21 protein-coding genes are annotated in these 21,696 nt (G+C 61.5%); 13 read left to right on the top strand and 8 right to left on the bottom strand.

The genetic code is table 11. The features are described from left to right. Positions 1 to 171 precede the first annotated feature (171 nt). From GQX66_RS06715 to GQX66_RS06705, 3 genes are all read right to left on the bottom strand, one after another. Positions 172 to 768 (bottom strand): Fe-Mn family superoxide dismutase, encoded by a 597-nt coding sequence (locus GQX66_RS06715; RefSeq protein ID WP_003227660.1) that lies wholly within the window; start codon positions 766 to 768, stop codon positions 172 to 174. A gap of 176 nt (positions 769 to 944) precedes the next feature. Further along, a complete protein-coding gene (locus tag GQX66_RS06710; RefSeq protein WP_007953256.1) occupies positions 945 to 1,547 on the bottom strand; it encodes a LysE/ArgO family amino acid transporter in 603 nt (200 codons plus the stop codon). Positions 1,548 to 1,552: 5 nt separating this feature from the next. Then, a complete protein-coding gene (locus GQX66_RS06705; protein WP_240867665.1) occupies positions 1,553 to 1,954 on the bottom strand; it encodes an ACT domain-containing protein in 402 nt (133 codons plus the stop codon). 96 nt (positions 1,955 to 2,050) lie between these two features. On the opposite strand from GQX66_RS06705, the gene GQX66_RS06700 reads away from it, so the two are divergent. The 4 genes from GQX66_RS06700 (at position 2,051) to GQX66_RS06685 (ending at position 6,004) form a co-directional block, all read left to right on the top strand. Further along, entirely contained in the window at positions 2,051 to 2,938 is an 888-nt protein-coding gene (locus GQX66_RS06700) for a LysR family transcriptional regulator ArgP (RefSeq protein WP_064383809.1), read from the top strand. A gap of 108 nt (positions 2,939 to 3,046) precedes the next feature. Then, positions 3,047 to 4,039, top strand: a complete 993-nt coding sequence (locus GQX66_RS06695) for an NAD-dependent epimerase/dehydratase family protein (protein ID WP_240867664.1) — start codon at positions 3,047 to 3,049, stop codon at positions 4,037 to 4,039. 116 nt (positions 4,040 to 4,155) lie between these two features. Continuing rightward, positions 4,156 to 5,031, top strand: a complete 876-nt coding sequence (locus tag GQX66_RS06690) for an ATPase (RefSeq protein ID WP_085745254.1) — start codon at positions 4,156 to 4,158, stop codon at positions 5,029 to 5,031. A gap of 124 nt (positions 5,032 to 5,155) precedes the next feature. Then, entirely contained in the window at positions 5,156 to 6,004 is an 849-nt protein-coding gene (locus tag GQX66_RS06685) for a cache domain-containing protein (protein WP_240867656.1), read from the top strand. A gap of 136 nt (positions 6,005 to 6,140) precedes the next feature. Here the strand turns inward: GQX66_RS06685 and GQX66_RS06680 are convergent, their stop codons facing one another. Together GQX66_RS06680 and pobA are read right to left on the bottom strand one after the other, a co-directional pair. Next, a complete protein-coding gene (locus GQX66_RS06680) occupies positions 6,141 to 7,658 on the bottom strand; it encodes an MDR family MFS transporter (protein WP_102718060.1) in 1,518 nt (505 codons plus the stop codon). 79 nt (positions 7,659 to 7,737) lie between these two features. Beyond that, positions 7,738 to 8,931 (bottom strand): 4-hydroxybenzoate 3-monooxygenase, encoded by a 1,194-nt coding sequence (pobA, locus tag GQX66_RS06675; RefSeq protein WP_134020385.1) that lies wholly within the window; start codon positions 8,929 to 8,931, stop codon positions 7,738 to 7,740. A 178-nt stretch (positions 8,932 to 9,109) separates the two neighbouring features. On the opposite strand from pobA, the gene GQX66_RS06670 reads away from it, so the two are divergent. After that, positions 9,110 to 10,006: a helix-turn-helix domain-containing protein gene (locus GQX66_RS06670; RefSeq protein WP_240867646.1), complete on the top strand. Its 897-nt coding sequence runs from the start codon at positions 9,110 to 9,112 to the stop codon at positions 10,004 to 10,006. An 8-nt stretch (positions 10,007 to 10,014) separates the two neighbouring features. Here GQX66_RS06670 and GQX66_RS06665 read toward each other — a convergent pair whose 3' ends face one another. Continuing rightward, a complete protein-coding gene (locus GQX66_RS06665) occupies positions 10,015 to 10,191 on the bottom strand; it encodes a hypothetical protein (protein WP_007953274.1) in 177 nt (58 codons plus the stop codon). 130 nt (positions 10,192 to 10,321) lie between these two features. Further along, positions 10,322 to 11,224 (bottom strand): LysR family transcriptional regulator, encoded by a 903-nt coding sequence (locus tag GQX66_RS06660; RefSeq protein ID WP_218568795.1) that lies wholly within the window; start codon positions 11,222 to 11,224, stop codon positions 10,322 to 10,324. 115 nt (positions 11,225 to 11,339) lie between these two features. Here GQX66_RS06660 and GQX66_RS06655 point away from each other — a divergent pair, with 115 nt between their 5' ends. Together GQX66_RS06655 and GQX66_RS06650 are read left to right on the top strand one after the other, a co-directional pair. Next, positions 11,340 to 12,218: an MBL fold metallo-hydrolase gene (locus GQX66_RS06655; protein ID WP_240867643.1), complete on the top strand. Its 879-nt coding sequence runs from the start codon at positions 11,340 to 11,342 to the stop codon at positions 12,216 to 12,218. 46 nt (positions 12,219 to 12,264) lie between these two features. Beyond that, positions 12,265 to 12,879, top strand: coding sequence for an NAD(P)-dependent oxidoreductase (locus GQX66_RS06650; RefSeq protein ID WP_129973306.1), 615 nt, complete (start codon positions 12,265 to 12,267; stop codon positions 12,877 to 12,879). A gap of 195 nt (positions 12,880 to 13,074) precedes the next feature. On the opposite strand, the gene GQX66_RS06645 is transcribed toward GQX66_RS06650, so the two are convergent. Continuing rightward, a complete protein-coding gene (locus GQX66_RS06645) occupies positions 13,075 to 13,953 on the bottom strand; it encodes a LysR substrate-binding domain-containing protein (protein ID WP_129973307.1) in 879 nt (292 codons plus the stop codon). A 139-nt stretch (positions 13,954 to 14,092) separates the two neighbouring features. On the opposite strand from GQX66_RS06645, the gene GQX66_RS06640 reads away from it, so the two are divergent. The 6 genes from GQX66_RS06640 to GQX66_RS06615 all read left to right on the top strand — a co-directional run bounded on the left by GQX66_RS06640 (position 14,093) and on the right by GQX66_RS06615 (position 21,511). Further along, positions 14,093 to 15,730, top strand: a complete 1,638-nt coding sequence (locus tag GQX66_RS06640) for a 5-guanidino-2-oxopentanoate decarboxylase (protein WP_240867640.1) — start codon at positions 14,093 to 14,095, stop codon at positions 15,728 to 15,730. Next, positions 15,727 to 17,178, top strand: coding sequence for an aldehyde dehydrogenase family protein (locus GQX66_RS06635; protein ID WP_102687224.1), 1,452 nt, complete (start codon positions 15,727 to 15,729; stop codon positions 17,176 to 17,178). The genes GQX66_RS06640 and GQX66_RS06635 overlap by 4 nt, the downstream gene beginning before the upstream one ends. A gap of 217 nt (positions 17,179 to 17,395) precedes the next feature. Beyond that, the gene (locus GQX66_RS06630; RefSeq protein WP_085606688.1) at positions 17,396 to 18,499 is read left to right on the top strand and encodes an ABC transporter substrate-binding protein; all 1,104 of its coding nucleotides are present in this window, start codon (positions 17,396 to 17,398) and stop codon (positions 18,497 to 18,499) included. 186 nt (positions 18,500 to 18,685) lie between these two features. Further along, positions 18,686 to 19,594 (top strand): ABC transporter permease, encoded by a 909-nt coding sequence (locus GQX66_RS06625; RefSeq protein WP_102718053.1) that lies wholly within the window; start codon positions 18,686 to 18,688, stop codon positions 19,592 to 19,594. Beyond that, positions 19,591 to 20,439, top strand: coding sequence for an ABC transporter permease (locus tag GQX66_RS06620; RefSeq protein WP_064599073.1), 849 nt, complete (start codon positions 19,591 to 19,593; stop codon positions 20,437 to 20,439). Before GQX66_RS06625 ends, GQX66_RS06620 begins: the two co-directional genes overlap by 4 nt. 16 nt (positions 20,440 to 20,455) lie before the next feature. Next, positions 20,456 to 21,511 carry an ABC transporter ATP-binding protein gene (locus GQX66_RS06615; protein WP_007960168.1) on the top strand — a complete coding sequence of 352 codons (1,056 nt, stop codon included), beginning with the start codon at positions 20,456 to 20,458 and terminating at the stop codon, positions 21,509 to 21,511. Positions 21,512 to 21,696 lie beyond the last annotated feature (185 nt).

The following is a 21,696-nucleotide window of genomic DNA, read 5'->3' as shown; positions in this document are numbered from 1 at the left end:
TCGGACAATTTTTCCTCTTTTGATGGTAGTTCGCCGTGGCTTGGGGGCAAGGCGAGAAGGGCTGCTTTACGTGTGGGAAAAGGCCCTGTTGGTGATGCGACGCATCCGTGATGATTTCTGCGGGCAGAAAAAAAACCCGGCAATAGCCGGGTTTTTTGTCTGGCGTGCAGCTTAAGCGGTGAAGGTCTTGCCTTCGAACTGCTCGGCCACGAACTTCCAGTTGACCAGGTTCCAGAACGCCTCGACGTACTTAGGACGCAGGTTACGGTAGTCGATGTAGTAAGCGTGTTCCCACACGTCGCAGGTCAGCAGCGGGGTGTCGCCGCTGGTCAGCGGGTTGCCGGCGCCGATGGTGCTGGCCAGGGCCAGGGAACCGTCAGCCTTTTTCACCAGCCAGCCCCAGCCGGAACCGAAGGTGCCGATCGAGGTTTTGCTGAACTCTTCCTTGAACTTGTCGAACGAACCGAAAGCCGCGTTGATGGCTTCAGCCAGTGCGCCGGTTGGTTGACCGCCGGCGTTTGGCGCCAGGCAGTTCCAGTAGAAGGTGTGGTTCCAGACCTGAGCGGCGTTGTTGAAGATGCCGCCCGAGGAAGTCTTGACGATTTCTTCCAGGGTCTTGCCTTCGAACTCGGTGCCTGGCACCAGGTTGTTCAGGTTCACGACGTAGGTGTTGTGGTGCTTGTCGTGGTGGAATTCCAGGGTTTCCTTGGAAATGTGCGGCTGCAGGGCATCGTGTGCGTAAGGCAGCGGCGGCAATTCGAAAGCCATGATGATTCTCCTAATCAGGTCTGTTGCGGTGAGCGCAAGGCCGATCACGGGCGGCCAGAAATGCACCGGCGAGTTTTTACTCTTTGCGGCGCAGGGTTCGGATCATAGCACCGGGGGTGCGGCTTAACCACGCAACAACTGTGTGGGATAGAGGTTCCAGAGCCTTTTGGAATAATTCAGGAAGCCAATATCAATTGCCCCGCCACCGTGAACATCATCACCGCTACCAGCAGATCCAGAATCCGCCACGTACTCGGCCGTGCCAGCCACGGTGCGAGCCATGCCGCGCCGAACGCCAGGGTGAAGAACCACAGCAGCGAAGCACTCGCCGCGCCGACGACATAAGCGCCGGGCACCGACTGTTGCGCACCGAGAGAACCAATCAGCAAAACGGTGTCGAGATAGACGTGTGGGTTGAGCAAGGTCACCGCCAGTGCGCTGAGCATCACCGCCCGCAACGAACGCACGGTCTGGTTTTCACCCTGCTGCAAACTCTGTTTCGAGAAGGCCCGGCGCAACGCCTGGCTGCCGTACCAGATCAGGAACACCGCGCCGCCCCAGCGGGCGACCGCCAGTAAGGTCGGGTTTTGCGCCAGCACCGTGGCCAGACCGAACACACCTGCCGCCACCAGCAATGCATCACAGGCGACGCACAGCGCGGCGACCGGCAGGTGATGTTCACGCCGCAGGCTCTGCGCCAGGACAAAGGCGTTCTGCGTACCGATCGCCATGATCAGTCCGAACGCCACCAGCAAACCGTTGGTATAGCTTTGCCACATGACGGTTACTCCGCGTTGGCTGCGAGATCGCGCAGCACTTGCATGGCGCGTTCGGCGTCGGCCTGACCGACGAACAAATGATCGTGGTAGTAGCCGGCAATCACGTTGCAACTGATCCCGGCCTTACCCAGTGCGGTGGCGAATGCGGCGGTCAGGCCGACGGCTTCCAGCGCCGAATGCACGTTCAAGGTGATCCAGGCTGCGACGTAGTCGAAGCTGAAACCGGCGCGCTCGGCGTGGGAACGTTCGAGAATTACCGTCAGGCCTTCCTGTTCGCGGAAACTGCCGACGATTTCCAGACCGCTCGGCAACTGGCCGTCGCGCAAGGTGCAGAACACGTATTCGCCGGCATTGACCTGCGGGCTCATGCTGCGCAGCAGGGTGGTCAATGAGGTTTCGCCAGCCATGATGGTGGTCCTTGATAAAGAGTGCTTGCTGGCTATTCTCCCGGTTGACGCGGTATAAGAAAAACCAATAGTGCTGATCGCTCATTAGGAAAACTGATGTTCGACTACAAGTTGCTTTCCGCTCTGGCCGCCGTAGTCGAGCAGGCCGGATTCGAACGCGCGGCGCAGGTGTTGGGCCTTTCGCAATCGGCGATTTCCCAAAGGATCAAACTGCTGGAAGCTCGGGTCGGCCAACCGGTGCTGGTACGCGGGACACCGCCGTCGCCAACCGAAATTGGCCGGCGTCTGCTCAACCATGTGCAGCAGGTGCGCCTGCTCGAACGGGATTTGCAGACGCTGGTGCCGGCGCTGGACGAAGAGGGCCTGCCGGAACGGCTGCGAATCGCCCTGAATGCCGACAGTCTTGCCACCTGGTGGGCCGAGGCGGTGGGCGACTTCTGCGCCGAACAACATCTATTGCTCGATCTGATCGTCGAAGACCAGACCGTCGGCCTCAAACGCATGCGCGCCGGTGAAGTGGCCGGTTGCCTGTGCGCCAGTGAGCGTCCGGTGGCAGGCGCGCGCAGCGTGCTGCTCGGAGCGATGCGCTATCGGGCGCTGGCCAGTCCGGCGTTCATCGAGCGGCATTTTCCCGACGGCGTGCGGGCCGAACAATTGCCGCGCACCCCGGCGCTGGTGTTTGGCCCGGACGATTTTCTCCAGCATCGTTACCTCGCCTCCCTCGGCGTCGATGGCGGTTTCGAACATCACCTGTGCCCGTCGTCCGAAGGTTTCATCCGCCTGACCGAAGCCGGGCTTGGCTGGGGACTGGTGCCGGAATTGCAGGTGCGCGAGCAACTGGAGCGCGGCGTACTGCGCGAACTGTTGCCAGATAAACCGATCGACGTGCCCTTGTACTGGCATCATTGGCGTAATGGCGGTCAGTTGCTCGGGCTGTTGACCGAGCAATTGGTGCGCTCGTCGGCGCAATGGCTGGTGGCCTGAAAGCAGCTACGAGCGTCAAGCTGCAAGCGCCAAGTAAAGCGCTTGCGTACTGTATTTACCTTGCAGCTCGAAGCTCGAAGCTTGCAGCTGGTTTTGTTGGAGCTCTACATGAAAATTCTGGTCACCGGCGCAAGCGGCTTCATTGGCGGACGCTTTGCGCGTTTCGCCCTGGAGCAGGGCCTGGACGTGCGGGTCAACGGTCGCCGGGCCGAGGGTGTCGAGCATCTGGTGCGTCGCGGTGCCGAATTCGTTCAAGGCGATTTGAGCGATCCGGATCTGGTGCGTGCGCTGTGCAGCGATGTCGAAGCCGTGGTGCATTGCGCCGGCGCGGTCGGTTTGTGGGGCCGTTATCAGGACTTCCATCAGGGCAACGTGCAAGTCACCGAAAACGTGGTCGAGGCCTGCCTGAAGCAACGGGTCCGGCGGCTGGTGCATCTGTCGTCGCCCTCGATCTACTTTGACGGTCGCGACCATCTCGGCCTGACCGAAGAGCAAGTGCCCAAGCGCTTCAAGCATCACTACGCCGCGACCAAATACCTGGCCGAGCAAAAGGTCTTCGGCGCCCAGGAATTCGGCCTCGAAACCCTCGCCCTGCGCCCGCGTTTCGTCACCGGCGCCGGCGACATGAGCATCTTCCCGCGCTTGCTGAACATGCAGCGCGAGGGCCGTCTGGCGATCATCGGCAACGGTCTGAACAAGGTCGATTTCACCAGCGTGCACAACCTCAACGAGGCATTGCTCAGCAGCCTGCTGGCCGACGCCTCCGCGTTGGGCAAAGCCTACAACATCAGCAACGGCGCTCCGGTGCCGCTGTGGGATGTGGTCAATTACGTGATGCGCAAGATGGAAGTCCCACAGGTCACCAAGTACCGTTCCTACGGTCTGGCCTACAGCGTGGCGGCGCTCAACGAAGGGGTGTGCAAGCTCTGGCCCGGGCGTCCCGAGCCGACCCTGTCGCGCCTGGGCATGCAGGTGATGAACAAAAATTTCACCCTCGACATCAGTCGCGCCCGGCATTATCTGGACTACGATCCGAAAGTCAGTCTGTGGACGGCCCTCGATGAGTTCTGTGGCTGGTGGAAGGCCCAGGACATTCGTTGATACGAATCTGCCGGCCGGCACTGAACCGCGCCACGGCTTGAGGGTCAACCCCAGCGGCCGCGGGGTTTATACTTCGCGCCAATCTGCCATCACCGCGTTTCACAAAGGTTGCCTCAATGTCCATGCGTAACGATGCCCACGACGATTTCGACGATGTACCGAGCCTGCGCGCCGACACCCTCGATGACGACGATTTTCCGGTCACCGCCCGCACCACCGTGCATTCGCGCACGCCGCCGGTGGTCAAGGTCAAGGCCGCCAGCACCGGGCCGTTGTGGGCACTGGTCGGCGCATTGTTCTTCGCCTTCATTGGTCTTGCCTGGTGGAGCTTCCAGCAGATCTCGCTGATGGAGCAGCAACTGGTGGCGACCCAGGAAAGTTTCGCGCGCATCAGTGAGGAAGCGGCGGGGCGCCTGCAGGACATTTCCGGCAAGGTCGTGGCCAGCCAGACCAACGTCACCACCGACAGCGAAGCGTTGAAGCTGCAGATCAAACAGCTGCAAAGCGCGCTTCAGGATCAGAGCAAACAGCAGCAGGGCGTGGCCGGGCAGGCGACGGATCTGGACAAGCGGCTGGCGCAGATGACCGCCCAGACCACTGAACAACAGAACGCCAACACTCAGTTGCAGGCCCAGGTCAAAGCCCTGAGCGCCGAACTGGCCACGCTGAAAAGCACCCCGGCCGACACCAGCAAGCTCGATGCTCAGCTCAAGAGCTTTGATGCACAGGTGAAGGGATTCGATGCGCAGTTCAAGAGCCTCGGTGCCGACATTACGGCTTTGAAAAAACAAGGTGGGTCGAACCCGGCGATCGATCGTCTGGAGCAGGAAATCGTCATCCTCAAGAGCGAGCAGGACAACCGTCCGGCCGCTGCGCAGGGCGGCACCAACACCGCCGAGTTCGATGCGTTCCGAGCGCAGATGACCCGCAACATCAACACCCTGCAAGCGCAGATCCAGAACCTGCAACAGCAACTCAACGCCCGTCCGTAAGCCTCTTGTGTGGCGAGGGCGCGAACGCCCTCGCCACAGCAACATTCAGAAGCTTTCTGAATATCCATACATGCCTTCAGGCCGTCTACGCTCTTGAAACACCAACAAGAACGAGGGATGCGTCATGGGGTTTGTGCACAAGCTGGCCTGGCTCGGCGCGGTGCTGCTGTTGAGTTTCGGTCAGGCCAATGCGGCCACCACGGAAAAAGACGACAGCAAGGCCGCCATCGCCTTGCTGGAAAAGGCGCTGGCCTATTACCACGACAACGGCGACAAGGCGTTCGCGGCGTTCAGCCGCCAGGGCGAATTCGTCGACAAGGACCGTTACGTGTTCGTGGTCGACACCAAGGGCGTGATGCTCGCCAGCGGCGGGCCGTCGTCGGCATTGATCGGTCGCGACGTCAGCGAAGTCCTCGGGCCGGACTTGCAGAAGTCCTTCAAGGACGCCTTGAAAGTGCCGGAAGGCAACGGCATCCAGCAGGCCGAATACCGCTGGCAGAACTGGTCCGACGGCAAGGTCGAGCGCAAGCACGTTTACTATCAACGCATCGGTCAGCGGATTCTGGCGGTGGGTTATTACTTGCCGCGGGCGTCGGCGGAGCAGGCAAAAGCGTTGCTCGACAAAGCGGCCAGCGATTTGACCAAGGACGAGAAGGGCACGCTGTCCGCGATCAACTCGCTCAAGGGCGGTTACCTGCAGGACGACCTGTATGTGTTCGTGGTCAATCTCGACAACCACCGCTACGTCGCCCACGGCACCAACCTGCGGCTGATCAACACCGATTTCGCCAAGGTCGACGACCCGGAAGGCAAACCGGTGGGCGAGCCGATTCTGTCGTTGATCGGCAAACAGGATGAGGGCGAGTATGAATACCGCTGGAAAAATCCGGTGACCGGCAAGGTCGAGAACAAGCATGCCTACCTGAAGAAGGTCGGGAATTTCCTGGTGGCGGTCGGTTATTACAGTGCTTGAATGCACTTCCCCTGTGGGAGCGAGCTTGCTCGCGATAGCAATGTAGCAGTGACGCAAATGTCGACTGATCAACCGCAATCGCGAGCAAGTCGAGTCGTCGCACCGTCGCTCCCACAGGTCATACGGTGTTCTACAGTCAGCGGGCGCCGTGCTCACGGCCCCGCAGCAACCGGTTGGGCATCGCAATCGCCGCCGCCAGCCCGAGCAGCGACACCGCCGCGCTCACCATCAGCAAATGCCGGAACGTCACCAGCAATTCGGCACGCAAGGCATTCTGCGCATCGCCGGGCGCGGCGTTCAGACCGTCGAGCAGCACGTTGCCGGAATGCCCTTCGCTCATCAGCGAGCTGCCGGTCAGGTGGGCGAAACTGGAGTCCTGCAACAATGCCAGCAACAGTGCCGACATCAACGCCACACCCACCGCGCCGCCCAAAGAGCGGAAGAGGTTGGTGGTGCTGGTGGCGACGCCGATGTCCTTTTGCTCGACCGAGTTCTGCGTACCCACCAGCGAAGTCGGGAACTGCATGCCACCGGCGATCCCGCTGAGCAGCATGAACAGGCTGCTGAGCAGCGTCGCATCAGGCGGGCTGAAGGCCATGCCAAGGATCGAGATCGGCATCAGCAGCGCACCGGTCAGAATCTGCGGTTTGTAGCGCCCGGTGATCGAGGTGCGACGTCCGGCGAAATACGCGCCGATCGGCAAACCCATCGCCAGCGGCAGCAAGTGCAGCGCAGCGCTGTCGGCCCCCGCGCCAGTCACGCTCTGAAAGCGCAGCGGCATCAGCACGATCAGGGAAATCGCCTGGAAGCTGCAAAAGAAAATCGTGCACCAGCACAGCAGGGCGCTGCGGTTGGTGAACAGGTGCATCGGCAGCAACGGCTCCCGGGCGCGCCGCTCATGCCAGACGAACACCGCAAGCACCGCCACCGCACAAGCGAACAGCCCGAGCACTTCGCTGCTGCGCCACGCATGGCCCTGGCCGACCTGAGTGATCGCCAGCAACAGCGCGGTCAGGCCGATGATCATCAGCAGCGTGCCGAGGTAATCGATGATTGGTTTGCGTTGGGGAATCGGCAGGCCGATCAGGTTGCGTCGCGCCACCCAGTACGCGCCAAGACCCAGCGGCAGGTTGATCAGGAACACCCAGCGCCACGACAGGTACTCGGTCATGTAACCGCCGAGCACCGGGCCGGCGACACTGGCCACCGCGTACATGCTGGAGAAATAGCCTTGATAACGCCCGCGTTCGCGAGGTGGGACGATGTCGCCGATGATCGCCTGGCTCACCGAAATCATCCCGCCGGCACCGATGCCCTGGAAAATCCGCGCCAGCACCAGTTGCTCCATGCTCTGGGCCATGCCGCAGAACAGCGAGGCGAGGGTGAACAGGCCCATGCCGAACAGCATCAGTTTGCGCCGCCCGTACAGGTCACCGAGCTTGCCGTAGATCGGCACCGCGACGGTCATCGCCACCATGTAGCCGGAAATCACCCAGGCCAGCAGGCTGACGTCCTTGAACTGTGCGGAGATGGCCGGCATGGAAACGGCGACGATGGTCTGGTCCAGTGCGCCAAGGAAGATCGCCATCATCAGCGCGACCAGCACGCTGCGAATGGCCGGTTTGGGCGTTTCGGGATGGTTGAGATTGGTCACGGGCGAACCTGCGGGCAGTGATTGACCCGCAGTGCCACGGCGAGCGGGTGAGTGCTCGCCAGTGTAAGTCGGTAGCAGGCTATTCGATAGCCTCATAAGGAAGCCCGACGTAATTTTCTGCAATGGTTTTTTGACCGGCCTCCGAGCTGACAAAGTAGTCCAGTTCCGAAGCACAGATCCGCTGGCTGAAATCATCGTGCTCGTCGAAGCGGTGCAGCATCGAGGTCATCCACCAGGAAAACCGTTCGGCCTTCCACACCCGGCGCAGGCAGATCTGCGAGTATTTCTCCAGCAAGTCAGTGCGACCTTCGCGGTAAACCTTCAGCAAAATCCTGAACAGCGTGCTGACATCGCTGGCCGCCAGATTCAAGCCCTTGGCACCGGTCGGCGGAACGATGTGCGCCGCATCCCCGACCAGAAACATCCGTCCGTACTGCATCGGCTCGACCACAAAGCTGCGCAGTGGCGCGATGCTTTTTTCAATCGACGGACCGGTCACCAGTTTCTGCGCCAGATCCTCCGGCAGACGATTGCGCAGCTCATCCCAGAAGCGCTGATCCGACCAGTCGTCGACGTTTTCCTCGGCGGGCACTTGCAGGTAATAACGGGTGCGCGTCGCCGAGCGCATGCTGCACAGGGCAAAGCCGCGCTCGTGGCGGGCGTAGACCAGTTCATCGTGAATCGGTGGTGTGTCGGCGAGAATCCCCAGCCAGCCGAACGGATACACCCGTTCGAAGACTTTCAGGCAGTCCTCGGGAATCGACTGCCGGGCCACGCCGTGGAAACCGTCGCAACCGGCGATGTAGTCGCAATCGACGCGCCAGGTTTCGCCGTCCTTTTCGAAGGTCACATAGGCTTCGTCGCTTTTCATGCCACAGGGAACGACATGGCTGGCTTCGTAAATTGTCTGCCCACCGGTCTCCCGACGAGCGGCCATCAGGTCGCGAGTGACTTCGGTCTGGCCGTAGACCATCACGGTTTTTCCACCGGTCAGGGCTTGCAGGTCGATGTGGATCCGGCGCCCGTCGAGGGCCAGTTCGAAACCACCGTGCACCAGACCTTCGGCGTCCATCCGCTGACCCACGCCAGCCTCGCGCAACAGCTCTACCATGCCTTGTTCAAGCACGCCGGCGCGGATTCGGCCGAGCACATAGTCAGGTGTCTGGCGCTCCAGAATCAGAGTGTCGATGCCGGCGTTGTGCAGCAGTTGGCCGAGCAATAATCCGGACGGACCGGCGCCGATGATGGCGACTTGGGTTTTCAGCGTTTTCATTGTTTTTATGACTCGCAAGCTTCACGCGACAACGGCCGGTGAATGATTTTCAGGATTCGAGTGCTTGCATTTTTCCCTTGCGGGTCTGTCAATTGAAGGTGAAAACTGAGCCGATACCTGTACATTCTGCCAATCGGTGCGATTATCGCCCGCAAACCTCGAGGCCTGGATTGAAGTGATGAACAAGCCTGACCTGCCTTCGATTCCGGTGTTCAAGCTCTACGGTGAAAGCCTGGACTGGCCGACCCCTGACTTGCTGCACTGTGAAACCATTTCCAAACGCAGCCGCGAACACCAATGGGAAATCAAACCCCACCGCCACGCCGATTTGTGCCAGTTGCTCTTCGTATTCAAAGGTCAGGCAGAGCTTGAAATCGAAGGCCTACGCACGCAACTGAACGAAGCCGCGATCCAGATCCTGCCGCCGTTATCGGTGCATGGATTCCGTTTTTCCGAGGACGTCGAAGGATTTGTCGTTACCCTCGCCACACCGTTGATCAACCATTTGCAGGCGCAACTGGGTAGCGCGGTGCAGGCCCTGGCCCAGGCCGAAAGCTATCCGGCGGGCAAGGACGCGGAGTACCTCAACAGTCTGTTCGCCGCGTTGCAGGCCGAGTACAACGGCCATCAACCGGCGCGGGAAATGCTCATGCATTCGCTGGTCAGTGTGATCATGGTCTGGGTCAGCCGTCAGGCGATTCACCGTCACAACGCCACGCAACGTCCGCAGCGTCAGCGCGAATACCTCAACGGGTTCATTCAGCTGGTGGAAGAAACCTACCGCCAGCACGTCAAGGTCGAAGACCTGGCCCATCGTCTGGGGATTTCCGTCTCGCACCTCAACGGCACCTGCCGTGAACTGGCGGGGCAGCCGGCGTTGCAGATCATGCACGAGCGTCAATTGCTGGAAGCCAAGCGTCTGCTGACTTACACCAGCATGACCATTTACGAGATGTCCGAGGTGTTGGGGTTTTCCGATCCGACCAACTTCACGCGCCTGTTCCGGCGCCGGGTGGGGATCTCGCCAAAGGCGTTCCGCGACCGCTTGAAGGCCGAGCAGAACGACGACGTCTGAGCCTTGTATCAGCGCAGGGCGTTGAGGGTGGCGTTGTGAGGGATGCAGCGCTCGAAGTTGCAGCTCGCGTACTCACGGGGCAGTTGCCGCAACTGCTCCACGCGCCATGCCGCGGTGCCGTACAGCGCCAGCGTGGCCGCGCAGGTGATGAAAATCGCGAGGTATCTTCTTGTTCTGGTGTTCATGGCGTTGACCTCTGAACGAATACCCTTGGGTACTACTTTCAGCATAGGCCAGAGGGGAGCAGCTGCAAGCTTCGAGCTTCAAGATTGAAGCTTCAAGATTGACGCAGGCTCTCCGCTCTCCGCTTGCAGCTTAAAGCTGATCCCATTGCGGGTTTTCGGGAAAGCGCTGCACCAGAAAATCCAGCATACAGCGCAGCGCCGCCGGCATGTGCTTGCGCGAGGCATAGACGGCGTAGATGTTCATCTGCCGAGGCTCGGCGTGGGGCAGCAGGCGAACCAGTTCACCGCTGTGCACATGCACCCCGGCCTGATAGGTCGGCAGCATCGCGACCCCGGCGCCGGCCAGAGTCGCGCGCAGCAGGGTGCTGGCCTCGTTGGCGCTGATGTTGCCCTGCACCGGCACCGAAACCGGTTCGCCATCTTCCTCGAAATGCCACAGGCTCTTGCCGAAATAGGAATGGGTCAGGCAGTTGTGCCGGCTCAGATCTTCTACGCGCTGCGGCTGCGGATGCTCCTGCAGATAGGCGGGCGCCGCGCAGACCACCGAACGGCAGACTGTCAGTCGCCGGGCGATCAGGTTGGGATCGAGATCGTTGCTGGTGCGGATCGCCAGGTCGATGCGCTCGTCCACCAGGTTCACGGTGCGATCGAGCATTTGCAGGTCGATGTTCACCCCCGGATACGCTTTGACGAACGCCGCCATGGCATCGGCCAGTTGCGCCTGGCCGAACGAGGTGCTGACGCTGATCCGCAACAAACCCCGTGGCGCATCGGCGGGTTCGCTGACGGCGGCCTGCATGTCACCGGACAGCTCAAGCATCTGCCGGCAGCGCGGCAGGATTTCGTTGCCGGCGGCGGTCAGGCTCAACTTGCGCGTTGTGCGGTGCATCAGGCGCGCGCCGACCCAGTCTTCCAGTTCCGCCAGATAGCGCGACACTACCGGCCGCGACAGGTCCAGGTGATCGGCCGCCGCCGACTGGCTGCCCAGATCCACTACCGTGACAAACACCCGCATTGCTTGGAGACGATCCATGATTTGCCCGCTTTCAGAAACAAACTATGTTCAAGCATCGCATTTTTTGTAACGAGTCTGGCAACTAAGCTCTGTCCCCATCGCCAAGCACGGCATTCGAACAGCGGAGCAACCCATGATCGGCTTCACCACCCTCAAGCGCGTTTTACTGGCCACCGCCACCCTCGGCTTTGCTGCCCACGCAGCGGCTGCGAACCTGACCCTCGATGTCTACAACCCGGGCACCCATGCGATCTTCCCGGTGACCTCGGTGCTGGTCAGCGGCGAGAAGGACGCGATTCTGGTGGACGCGCAGTTCGGCAAATCCCAGGCTGAGCAAGTGGTGGAAAAGATCCGCGCCAGCGGCAAGCAACTGACCACCATCTACATCAGCCACGGTGACCCGGATTACTACTTCGGTCTCGACACCCTGACCAAAGCCTTTCCGGATGCCAAGGTGCTGGCTTCGCAACCCACCGTTGATCACATCAAGAAAACCGTCGACGGCAAACTCGCCTTCTGGGGCCCGAAAATGGGCGCCGACGTGCCGGCCAAAACCATCGTGCCGGGCGTGCTCAAGGGCGACAGCCTGATGCTCGAAGGTCAGAAATTGCAGGTGGTCGGTCTGGACGGCAAGCAACCGGATCGCAGCTTCGTGTGGATTCCTTCGTTGAAAGCCGTGGTCGGTGGTGTGGTTGTCGCCGAGAACATTCACGTGTGGATGGCCGACACCCAGACCGCGCAATCCCACGCCGACTGGCTGGAAACCCTGCACTCGATCGAAACCCTGAAACCGAAAACCGTGGTGCCGGGTCACTACCTGGGTGACAGCGCACGTTCGCTGGCAGCGGTGAAATTCACTGCCGACTACATCAAGGCATTCGATGCCGAAACGGCCAAGGCCAAGGACTCTGCCGCGCTGATCGCCGCGATGAAAAAACGCTACCCGACACTGGGCGAAGAAAGCTCGCTGGAGCTCAGCGCCAAAGTCGCCAAGGGCGAGATGAAGTGGTAACCCGAATCTGAAAAACGCAGCACTCTCAAGCCAACTGGAGAATGTCATGAGCAAGATCGCAATCATTGGTGCCACCGGCCGTGCCGGCAGCCAACTGCTGGAAGAAGCCCTGCGTCGCGGCCATAGCGTCACCGCCATCGCCCGGGATACCTCGAAGATCGGCGCCCGCGCCGGTGTGGTCAGCAAGAATGTCGACGTGCTGAATGCAGCCGCGTTGCAGGACGCCGTCGCCGGCCACGATGTGGTGATCAGCGCCGCGCATTTCGCCACGGTGCCGGCCAGCGCGCTGATCGGCCCGGTGAAACAGGCCGGGGTGAAACGTCTGCTGGTGGTCGGCGGTGCCGGTTCGCTGTTGCTGCCGGACGGCACTCGTGTGATCGACAGCGCCGGTTTCCCGGCCGAGTACAAGGCTGAGGCCAGCGCTGGCGCGGCGTTTCTTGAGGCCTTGCGTCAGGAGAAGGAACTGGACTGGACGTTCCTGTCGCCGTCGGCGCTGTTCTTCGAAGGCGAGCGCACCGGCAAGTTCCGGGTCGGCAAGGATGACTTGCTGGTGAGTGCTGAAGGTCAGAGCTCGATCAGCTTTGCCGACTATGCGATTGCGCTGATCGACGAAGTGGAAACGCCGAAGCATTCGCGTCAGCGGTTTACTGTCGGTTATTAAGTACTGAAAAGCCCCTCACCCCAGCCCTCTCCCGGAGGGAGAGGGAGCCGATCGTGGGATGCTTGAAAATTACGCCGACTTGAACGGGATGTATTGAATCCATAATCGCCCAGATTTTTCAGGTCGATGTATTACGTAAGACACCTCGGTCAGTTCCCTCTCCCTCCGGGAGAGGGTTAGGGTGAGGGCAAGGCCTCACCGCGTATGAGCCTGCTCAACCAACCACCCCATCAACTCCTGCAATTTCGCCGAAGGCTCCGACGCCGGCGCGACGATGTAATAGCCCAATCCCGTCTTCACCTTCAGATCGAACGGCATCACCAGTCGCCCGGCGTTCAAGTCGTCGCCGATCAGTGACCAGTCGCCGATCGCCACCCCCGTCCCGTGGGACGCCATCGACATCGCCTGATCCAGGGTCTCGAAATGCTGACCGCTGGCGATATTGCTCAAGTGCAGTTCGGCGGCTTCGAGCCAGAGTGTCCAGTCGTCATCCGTGTGAGTCGGGTGCAGCAGCAGATGCTGTTGCAGGTCTGCCGGTGCGTGCAGGGCCGGCCCACCGTTGAGCAGTGTCGGCGAGCAGACCGGCGTCAGTTGCTCATCGAACAGATGCAGGGTCGCGGGTGAGTCGTGGGGCGCGGTGCCGTAGATCACCGCCGCGTCGAATTGCTCGCGATGAAAGTCCACCCCGTGCTGCAACGACGCCGTGAGTTTCACCGGCACGTCCGGGCGCTCGCGCTGCCATTGCAGCAGACGCGGCAACAGCCAGCGCATCACGCAGCTCGGTGCCTTGAGTTGCAGGGTCTCGCGTTTGGCGCCGATCTGCTCCACCGAGTCGCCGATCAGGCTGAACACCTGCTGTACCCGTGGCAGCCATTCACGACCTTCGGCCGTCAGCTCTAGGCCCCGGGCCAGGCGAATGAACAGCTCATAACCCAGATGTTCCTCCAGCCCGGCGATCTGCCGGCTCACCGCACCCTGGGTGATGTGCAACTGCTCGGCGGCCCGGGTGAAGTTGCAGCACTGCGCGGTAATCAGAAACGTGTGCAGGGCGGGCAGGGGAGGCAGTCGTTTCATGTGGATCCAAGGTATGACGTGAGGACATGGCTAGTATGAGCTTTTATCGATTGTTGCGGCTACGGGTCGCCCGTTTCAATGAGGCCAATCACCGGTTCCTTTAAAGCCCGGTGCCTCAACGAACAAGAAGGGCAAAGACATGGCGACGTGTGGCGAAGTACTGGTCAAGTTACTCGAAGATTATGGGGTCGAGCAGGTGTTCGGCATTCCCGGGGTGCATACCGTGGAGCTGTATCGCGGGCTGGCCCGTTCGAGCATCAACCACGTCACCCCGCGCCACGAGCAGGGCGCCGGCTTCATGGCCGACGGTTATGCCCGCACCAGCGGCAAACCGGGTGTGTGCTTCATCATCACAGGTCCAGGCATGACCAACATCACCACCGCCATGGGCCAGGCGTACGCCGATTCGATCCCGATGCTGGTGATCTCCAGCGTGCAGTCGCGCAGCCAACTGGGCGGCGGTCGCGGCAAGCTGCATGAACTGCCGAACCAGAGCGCACTGGTCGGTGGCGTGGCGGCGTTCTCCCACACCCTGATGTCGGCGTCCGAATTGCCGGGCGTATTGGCCCGTGCGTTTGCGCTGTTCCAGGCCGGGCGTCCGCGTCCGGTGCACATCGAAATTCCGCTGGACGTGCTGGTCGAAGAAGCCGACGAACTGCTGACCAGCGTGCCGGTCAACATCGACCGCGCCGGTGCTGCGCCGGTCGCCGTGAGCCGCATGACTGAACTGCTGGCCGGCGCTCAGCGTCCGCTGATCCTCGCCGGTGGCGGCGCCATCGACGCAGCGGCCGAACTCACCGAACTGGCTGAGTTGCTCGACGCACCGGTGGCCCTGACCATCAATGCCAAAGGCATGCTGCCGTCCAGCCATCCTCTGCTGATCGGATCGACCCAGAGCCTGGTGGCGACTCGCGCTCTGGTGGCCGATGCCGACGTGGTGCTGGCGATCGGCACCGAACTGGCGGAAACCGACTACGACGTCACCTTCGCCGGTGGTTTCGAAATCTCCGGCAAGTTGCTGCGCGTCGATATCGATCCAGACCAGACCGTGCGCAATTACCCGCCTCACGTGGCGCTGGTGGCCGACTCGCGCAACGCTGTGCAAGCATTGCTGAGCGCGCTGTCGCACAAACCGCTGGCCGAGCGCCGCAACGATTGGGGTCAGGTACGCGCCGCGCGTCTGCGTGAAGACCTGGCCGCGACCTGGGATGCCCCGACGCTGGCCCAGACCCGTTTCCTCGAAACCGTGCTGCACGAATTGCCGAACGCAGTGTTCGTCGGTGACTCCACGCAACCGGTGTACACCGGCAACCTCACGTTCAACCCGGAGCGTCCGCGCCGCTGGTTCAACTCGTCCACCGGTTACGGCACCCTCGGTTACGCCTTGCCGGCAGCGATCGGCGCGTGGCTCGGTGGCAACCTCGAACACGGCGCACGTCCGCCGGTGGTGTGTCTGATCGGCGACGGCGGTCTGCAATTCACCCTGCCGGAACTGGCCAGCGCCGTCGAAGCGCGCACCCCGGTGATCATCCTGCTGTGGAATAACCAGGGTTACGAAGAGATCAAGAAATACATGGTCAACCGCGCCATCGAGCCGGTGGGCGTGGATATCTATACCCCGGATTTCATCGGTGTGGCCAAGGCACTGGGTTGCGCAGCAGAAGCGATCAGCTCGGCCGAACACCTGCGCGGTGCACTGCGCGTCGCCACCGATCGTCAGGGCCCGACCCTGATCGAAATCGACCAGACCCAATGGATGAAGGCGGTGGCCCAATGATCAATTTCCCGACCACACTCGACGGCCTGTACATCAACGGCCAATGGTCCGCCGGCCGCGAACACCTGCGCGTCATCAACCCGGCCACCGAAGCGCTGCTGACCACGGTCAATGGCGGTGACGAAAGCGCCGTCAACCAGGCTGTAGCGGCGGCGACCGAAGCCTTCAAGGGCTGGTCGAAAACCACCGGTGCCGAGCGCGCCGCGATACTGCGCAGCATCGCCAATGGCGTGCGCAACGGTCGCGAACATCTGATGAAGTTGCAGTCGAGCAACAACGGCAAACCGCAGTTCGAAGCGGGCATCGATGTCGACGACGTGATCGCCACCTTCGAGTACTACGCCGAACTCGCCGAAGGCCTCGATGCGAAACAGAACAGCAATGTGCCGCTGCCCAGCGATGACTTCAGCGCACGTCTGCGCCGCGAGCCGTGCGGCGTGGTCGGGCTTATCGTGCCGTGGAATTTCCCGATGGTCACCACCGCATGGAAACTCGCGCCAGCTCTCGCCGCCGGTTGCTGCGTGGTGCTCAAACCGTCGGAAGTCACACCGCTGCCGGAGCTGGAACTGGCGACCATCATTGCCGAATCCGGTCTGCCAAAAGGCGTGTTCAACCTGGTGTGCGGCACCGGTCTGGCAGTCGGCGCGCCGCTGTCGGCGGACCCGCGCATCGCCAAGATTTCCTTCACCGGCAGTAACGCCGTGGGTGTGCAGGTGATGCAGCGCGCCGCTGAAACCGTGAAGGGCGTGAGCCTGGAACTGGGCGGCAAATCCTCGCTGCTGATTCTGGAAGATGCCGACCTTGATCTGGCGGTGGAACTGGCCTGCGGTGGCGGTTTCTTCAACGCCGGGCAGATGTGCTCGGCCACCAGCCGGGTGCTGGTTGCCGATGAAATCGCCGATGAATTCCTGATTCGTCTGAAGGCCCGCGCGGAAAAAATCCGGGTGGCCGATCCGTTCGATCCTGAAGTCGAGATGGGCGCGCTGGTCAATCAGGCGCAGTACCAGCGTGTGCTCGGTCACATCGACCGTGGCCTCAGCGCCGGGGCCAAGCTGATCTGTGGCGGTAATCGTCCGGCCGATCTGCCGCGCGGATATTTCTTGCAGCCGACGATCTTCACCGAAGTGCCCCTCGACAGTGCGCTGTGGTGTGAAGAGATTTTCGGCCCGGTGATCTGCGTGCGCAGTTTCGCTTCGGAAGCGGAGGCGATTGCCCTGGCCAACGACAGTCAGTTCGGGCTGGTCGCCAGTGTCGTCACGCGCAATGCCGAGACCGCGGATCGGGTCGCCAACGCCCTGCAGGCGGGGCTGGTGTGGCTCAACGCGCCGCAGGTGATCTTCCCGCAGACCGCGTGGGGCGGCTACAAACAGAGCAGCATCGGCCGCGAATTGGGGCCATGGGGCCTGGCGGCATTTCAGGAAATCAAGCACGTGATTCGCGCGCTCTGAATGCCCGAAAAAGGTCAGCGCATGCCTCGCAACGAGGCATGCGCCGGCGTCATGGCTCCAATGAGTTTTTATCGATAGTCAGGTGTTTTGCACGACCTCAGGATGAACCCGCAGACCACGCTCAAGCCCTTTGAAACCGGGCGCTTGAGCCATGTCGGTCAGGCAGATGCAAGGGTTGCGATCAGTCTCATACTTACAAAAAAAATGGGAGTCCTAAATGGGCGAGCACGATCTGAACAGGCGTCAATTCATCAAAACCGTCGGCGTGGCCTCGGTGGCCGCGGCGGCCATGAGCATGCCCTTCATCCGGGCCAGTGCCAGCGACACCCGCTTTGCCGGCAAGACCCTGCGCCTGCTGACCTGGTCCGATGACACGGGCCTCGCTGCACTGCGCAACATCGCTGCAACGTTCGAAGCCAAGACCGGCGCCAAAGTGATTGCCGACCGTACCGGCAGCACCTCGGAAATGGTCGCCAAGCTCAAGGCCGGTGGTGACCGCCCGCAGTACGACATCATCACCCTGGCTGGCGTCGGCGCCGAAGGTCTGGCGGCTGCCGGACTGCTGGAAAAACCCGATCTCAACCGTATTCCCAACCTGGTCGACGTCCCGGAAAAATACCGCACCGGGGCCAACGGTCACGGCATCGGTTACCTGCTGTGGTGCAACAGTCTGGTCTACAGCACCCGCACCCAGAAGGAAGCGCCGGACAGTTACGCCGCGCTGTGGGACGCCGATTTGGCACCAAGCATTTTCCTGCCGCCGCCGAACTGGACCGAGGCCATGGACCTGATCATCATCGCCGCCAAACTGGCCGGGGGTGACGAGCACAACATCGAGCCGGGCTTCAAGAAACTCGCCGAGCTGAAAGACCGCGTGGTGACCCTGGGCGAAAACCCGAACCAGATCGCCGAGCTGTTCCGCACCGGTTCCCTGGACATGGGCGGCCTGTATGCCCCGGCGTTTTTCCCCAAGCAGATCCGCGACCCGAACTATGGCCTCGGCGCCACGTTCGGCATGAAGGAAGGTTTCTACACCGACCTGATGCTGTCGGTAATGCCGAAGAACCGTCCGGGCGACACCGACCTGGCCTACGCCTTCATCGACCACTCCCTCGACCCGCTGGTGCAGGGCAAGATGGCCGAAGACATCTTCAACGGCCCGGTCAACGCCAAGGCGATCATCTCCGCCGAAGCGCGCAAGAGCCCGTTCATCCTCACGCCGGAGCAAATCGCGGAGAAGGCGATCATGCACGACAACGCCTTCCTGGCGACCGTGCATGACCAGTGGATTCGTCGCTACACGGAAATCTTTTCTTCCTGACGCAAACACAAACCTTCAGAACACCGCAAACCCCTGTGGGAGCTGGCTTGCCAGCGATGACGGCCTACCTGTCGACAGTGATGTCACTGACAGATTGCTATCGCGAGCAAGCTCGCTCTTACAGGTTTCTCGGTGGATTTGAAGGCAGTGTCTGTCAGTTGTTTTTCCATTGACGAGATCATTGCTATGGAACATCAATCCCTGACCCAACCGGTCGGCGCGGGTGACGCGCGCCCGGCGCGCGGTGTTTCGCCGACCGCGCGGGCGTGGTTTTTCCTCACGCCGTCGATGCTGTTTCTCGGCGTGCTGATTGCCGCCAGCCTGCTGGTGCTGCGCATGAGTGTCGGTACCAAGGGTGCGGAGTGGTCCGGTTTCAGCCTGACCAGTTACGCCCAGTTGCTCGAACCCTACTACCTCAAATCGTTGCTGCTGACCTTGCGTCTGGCGCTGATCAGCGCGGTGATCGCCGTGGTGCTGGCGATCCCGGTGGCGTACACCATGTCGCGCCTGACTTCGCCATTCGTGCGACGGATTTTTCTGGCGGCGGTGCTGCTGCCGCTGCTGGTCAACCTGCTGCTGCAAAGCTATGGCTGGCTGGTGATCCTCGGCCCTGGCGGCATGCTCAACCAGACCCTGATGGGCCTCGGTCTGATCAAGCGTCCGATCATGTTGCTGTACAACCAGAACGGCGTGTTGATGGGCCTGGTGCAGACCGCGTTCCCGCTGGCTGTGCTGCCGATTGCCAGCGCCATGCGCGGTGTTGCTCGCAGCTATGAAGAAGCCGCCGCGACCCTCGGTGCCAGCCGCTTTCAAGTGTTCCGTCAGGTGGTGTTGCCGATGAGTCTGCCGGGGATCATCACCGGCGCGACCCTGGTGTTCGCCTACAACGCCAGCAGCTTCGTGGTGCCGCTTTTGCTCGGCGGTCGGCGCGTGCCGATGCTCGCGGTGATGGTGCATGACCAGATCGCCCCGCTGATGAACTGGCCCGCCGCATCCGCCGCCGGTGTGGTGCTGATCGTCACCACGCTCGCCATCATGACCTTGTCCGAATACATCACCGGCCGCCGTCGCCGTCTGCTGGAGGCTTCGCAATGAGTGCCCTGATCAAGAAGCGTCAGTCGCTGTTGCCGGGCGACACCGGCAAGTTCGCCGGCATTCTTTCCGGGATCATTTTGTTCCTGGCCGTGTTGCCGATCCTGACCATGATCGTGATGTCGTTCAGCGGCGCGTCTAACCTTGACTTCCCGCCGAGCAGCTACAGCCTGCAGTGGTACAAAGCGGCGTGGCACACCTTCGTTTCGCCCGATGCCAGCGATGTGCTGAGCCTCGGCCAGGCCATGGGCACCAGTTTGCTGGTGGCGTGCCTGACGATGATTTTCGCCACGCTGATCGCGGTGCCGGCGGCCTACGCGCTGACCCGTTGCGAGTTCCGTGGCAAGGGTGTGGCGCTGCAGCTGATGTCGCTGCCGCTGGTGTTCCCGATGGTGGTGCTGGGGCTGGCGTTGCTGCTGGTGTTCGACAGCCTGCCGTTCCACATGACCACCTCGCGGCTGGTGATTGCTCACGTGATTCTGGCGCTGCCGTTCGTGGTGAAGAACTGCACGGCGGCCATGCTTTCCATCGGCAGCGAAGTCGAAGAGGCGGCGCAGATGCTCGGCGCTTCGCCGTTGCGGGCCATCGTCGATGTGGTGGTGCCGTTGATGAAATCGGGGATTCTGGCGGGGATGCTGCTGGCGTTCATCGTCTCGTTCAACGAATTCACCGTGACCTATTTCCTCTACACCATCGACGTCATGACCGTGCCGATCTGGATGTACAGCCGCACCGTGTCTTCGCTCGACCCAACCGTGTTCTCGTTTGCCGTGCTGATCGTGCTGATCGACTTCGTCCTGATCTGGGCGCTGGAGAAGCTGGTCGGTGAGGGCGGCGTTTCGTTCTGATTTCTTGAGGTGATTTATGTCTGGTCTGATTCTGGAAAACGTCGAGAAACACTACGGCTCGGCCTGCGCGGTAAAAGACGTCAACCTGCATTTGCCCGAGGGCAAACTGGTGTGCTTCCTCGGCCCGTCGGGCTGCGGCAAGACCACGTTGCTGCGCATGATCGCCGGGCTGGAAACCCTCACCGGCGGCGAGATCCGCCTGGACGGCGAGGACATCGGCCACACCCCGGCGCATCTGCGCAACTTCGGCATGGTGTTTCAGTCGCTGGCGCTGTTCCCGCACATGACCGTGGGCGAGAACATCGCCTATCCGCTGAAACTGCGCGGTGTGAGCAAGGCTGATCAACAGGCGCGGGTGGTGGAGTTGCTGGAGCTGATCCAGTTGCAACCGATGATTGATCGTCCGGTGGCGAAACTGTCCGGTGGCCAGCGTCAGCGAGTGGCGATTGCCCGGGCGATTGCTTCGCACCCGAAAATCCTTCTGCTCGACGAACCGCTGTCGGCGCTGGACGCCAAGTTGCGCGAGTCGATGCAGGTGGAAATCCGTCAACTGCAACAACGCCTGAACATCACCACGATCATGGTGACCCACGATCAACGCGAGGCCATGACCATGGCTGACATCGTGGTGGTGCTGGGCGAGCATCGGGTGCAGCAGGTGGGTACGCCGATCGAAATCTACCGCCATCCGGCCAACGAGTTCGTCGCGGACTTCATCGGCTCCGGCAACATCTTCCCGGCCACCGCGCTGGGCGATGGCAAGGTCGTGCTGCCGGGCGGTGATGCCCTGCAAGTGCCGATCTGCAGCAGCATCGTGGTCGGACAGAAAGTGAAAATGCTGATCCGCCCCGAAGACCTGCAACTGTCGGCGCCCCAGGCCACGGCGGGCAATCGCCTGCTGGGCAAGGTGACGTTTGTGCGGGATATCGGCGCGACCATCGAGACCACGGTGGAATGTTCCGGGGTGACCTTCACGGCGCTGAGTACGCCGTGTCAGGGCTTCGGGTTGGGGATCGGGCATCCGGTGTCGGTGACGTTGCCGAGTGAGGCGTGTCGGGTGCTCGGCGCCTGATTGTGCTTCTGCTCAAAATCGCTCCCTCACCCCAGCCCTCTCCCGGAGGGAGAGGGAGCCGACCGAGGTGTCTGCCGCTGTCCGTCGACCTAAAAGATCGAGTCGATTATGGATTTAAAAGCCAGTCGATCAACTTGATTATGGATTCAAAGCCAATCGGTCAACTTGATTATGGATTCAAGTCA

It is taken from the genome of Pseudomonas sp. B707, from assembly GCF_022496685.1.
In the GTDB taxonomy this organism is placed as follows: Bacteria; Pseudomonadota; Gammaproteobacteria; order Pseudomonadales; family Pseudomonadaceae; genus Aquipseudomonas; species Aquipseudomonas paraglycinae.
The sequence above is the reverse complement of the archived record's forward strand: the minus strand, read 5'-3'. Positions and strand labels throughout refer to the sequence as shown.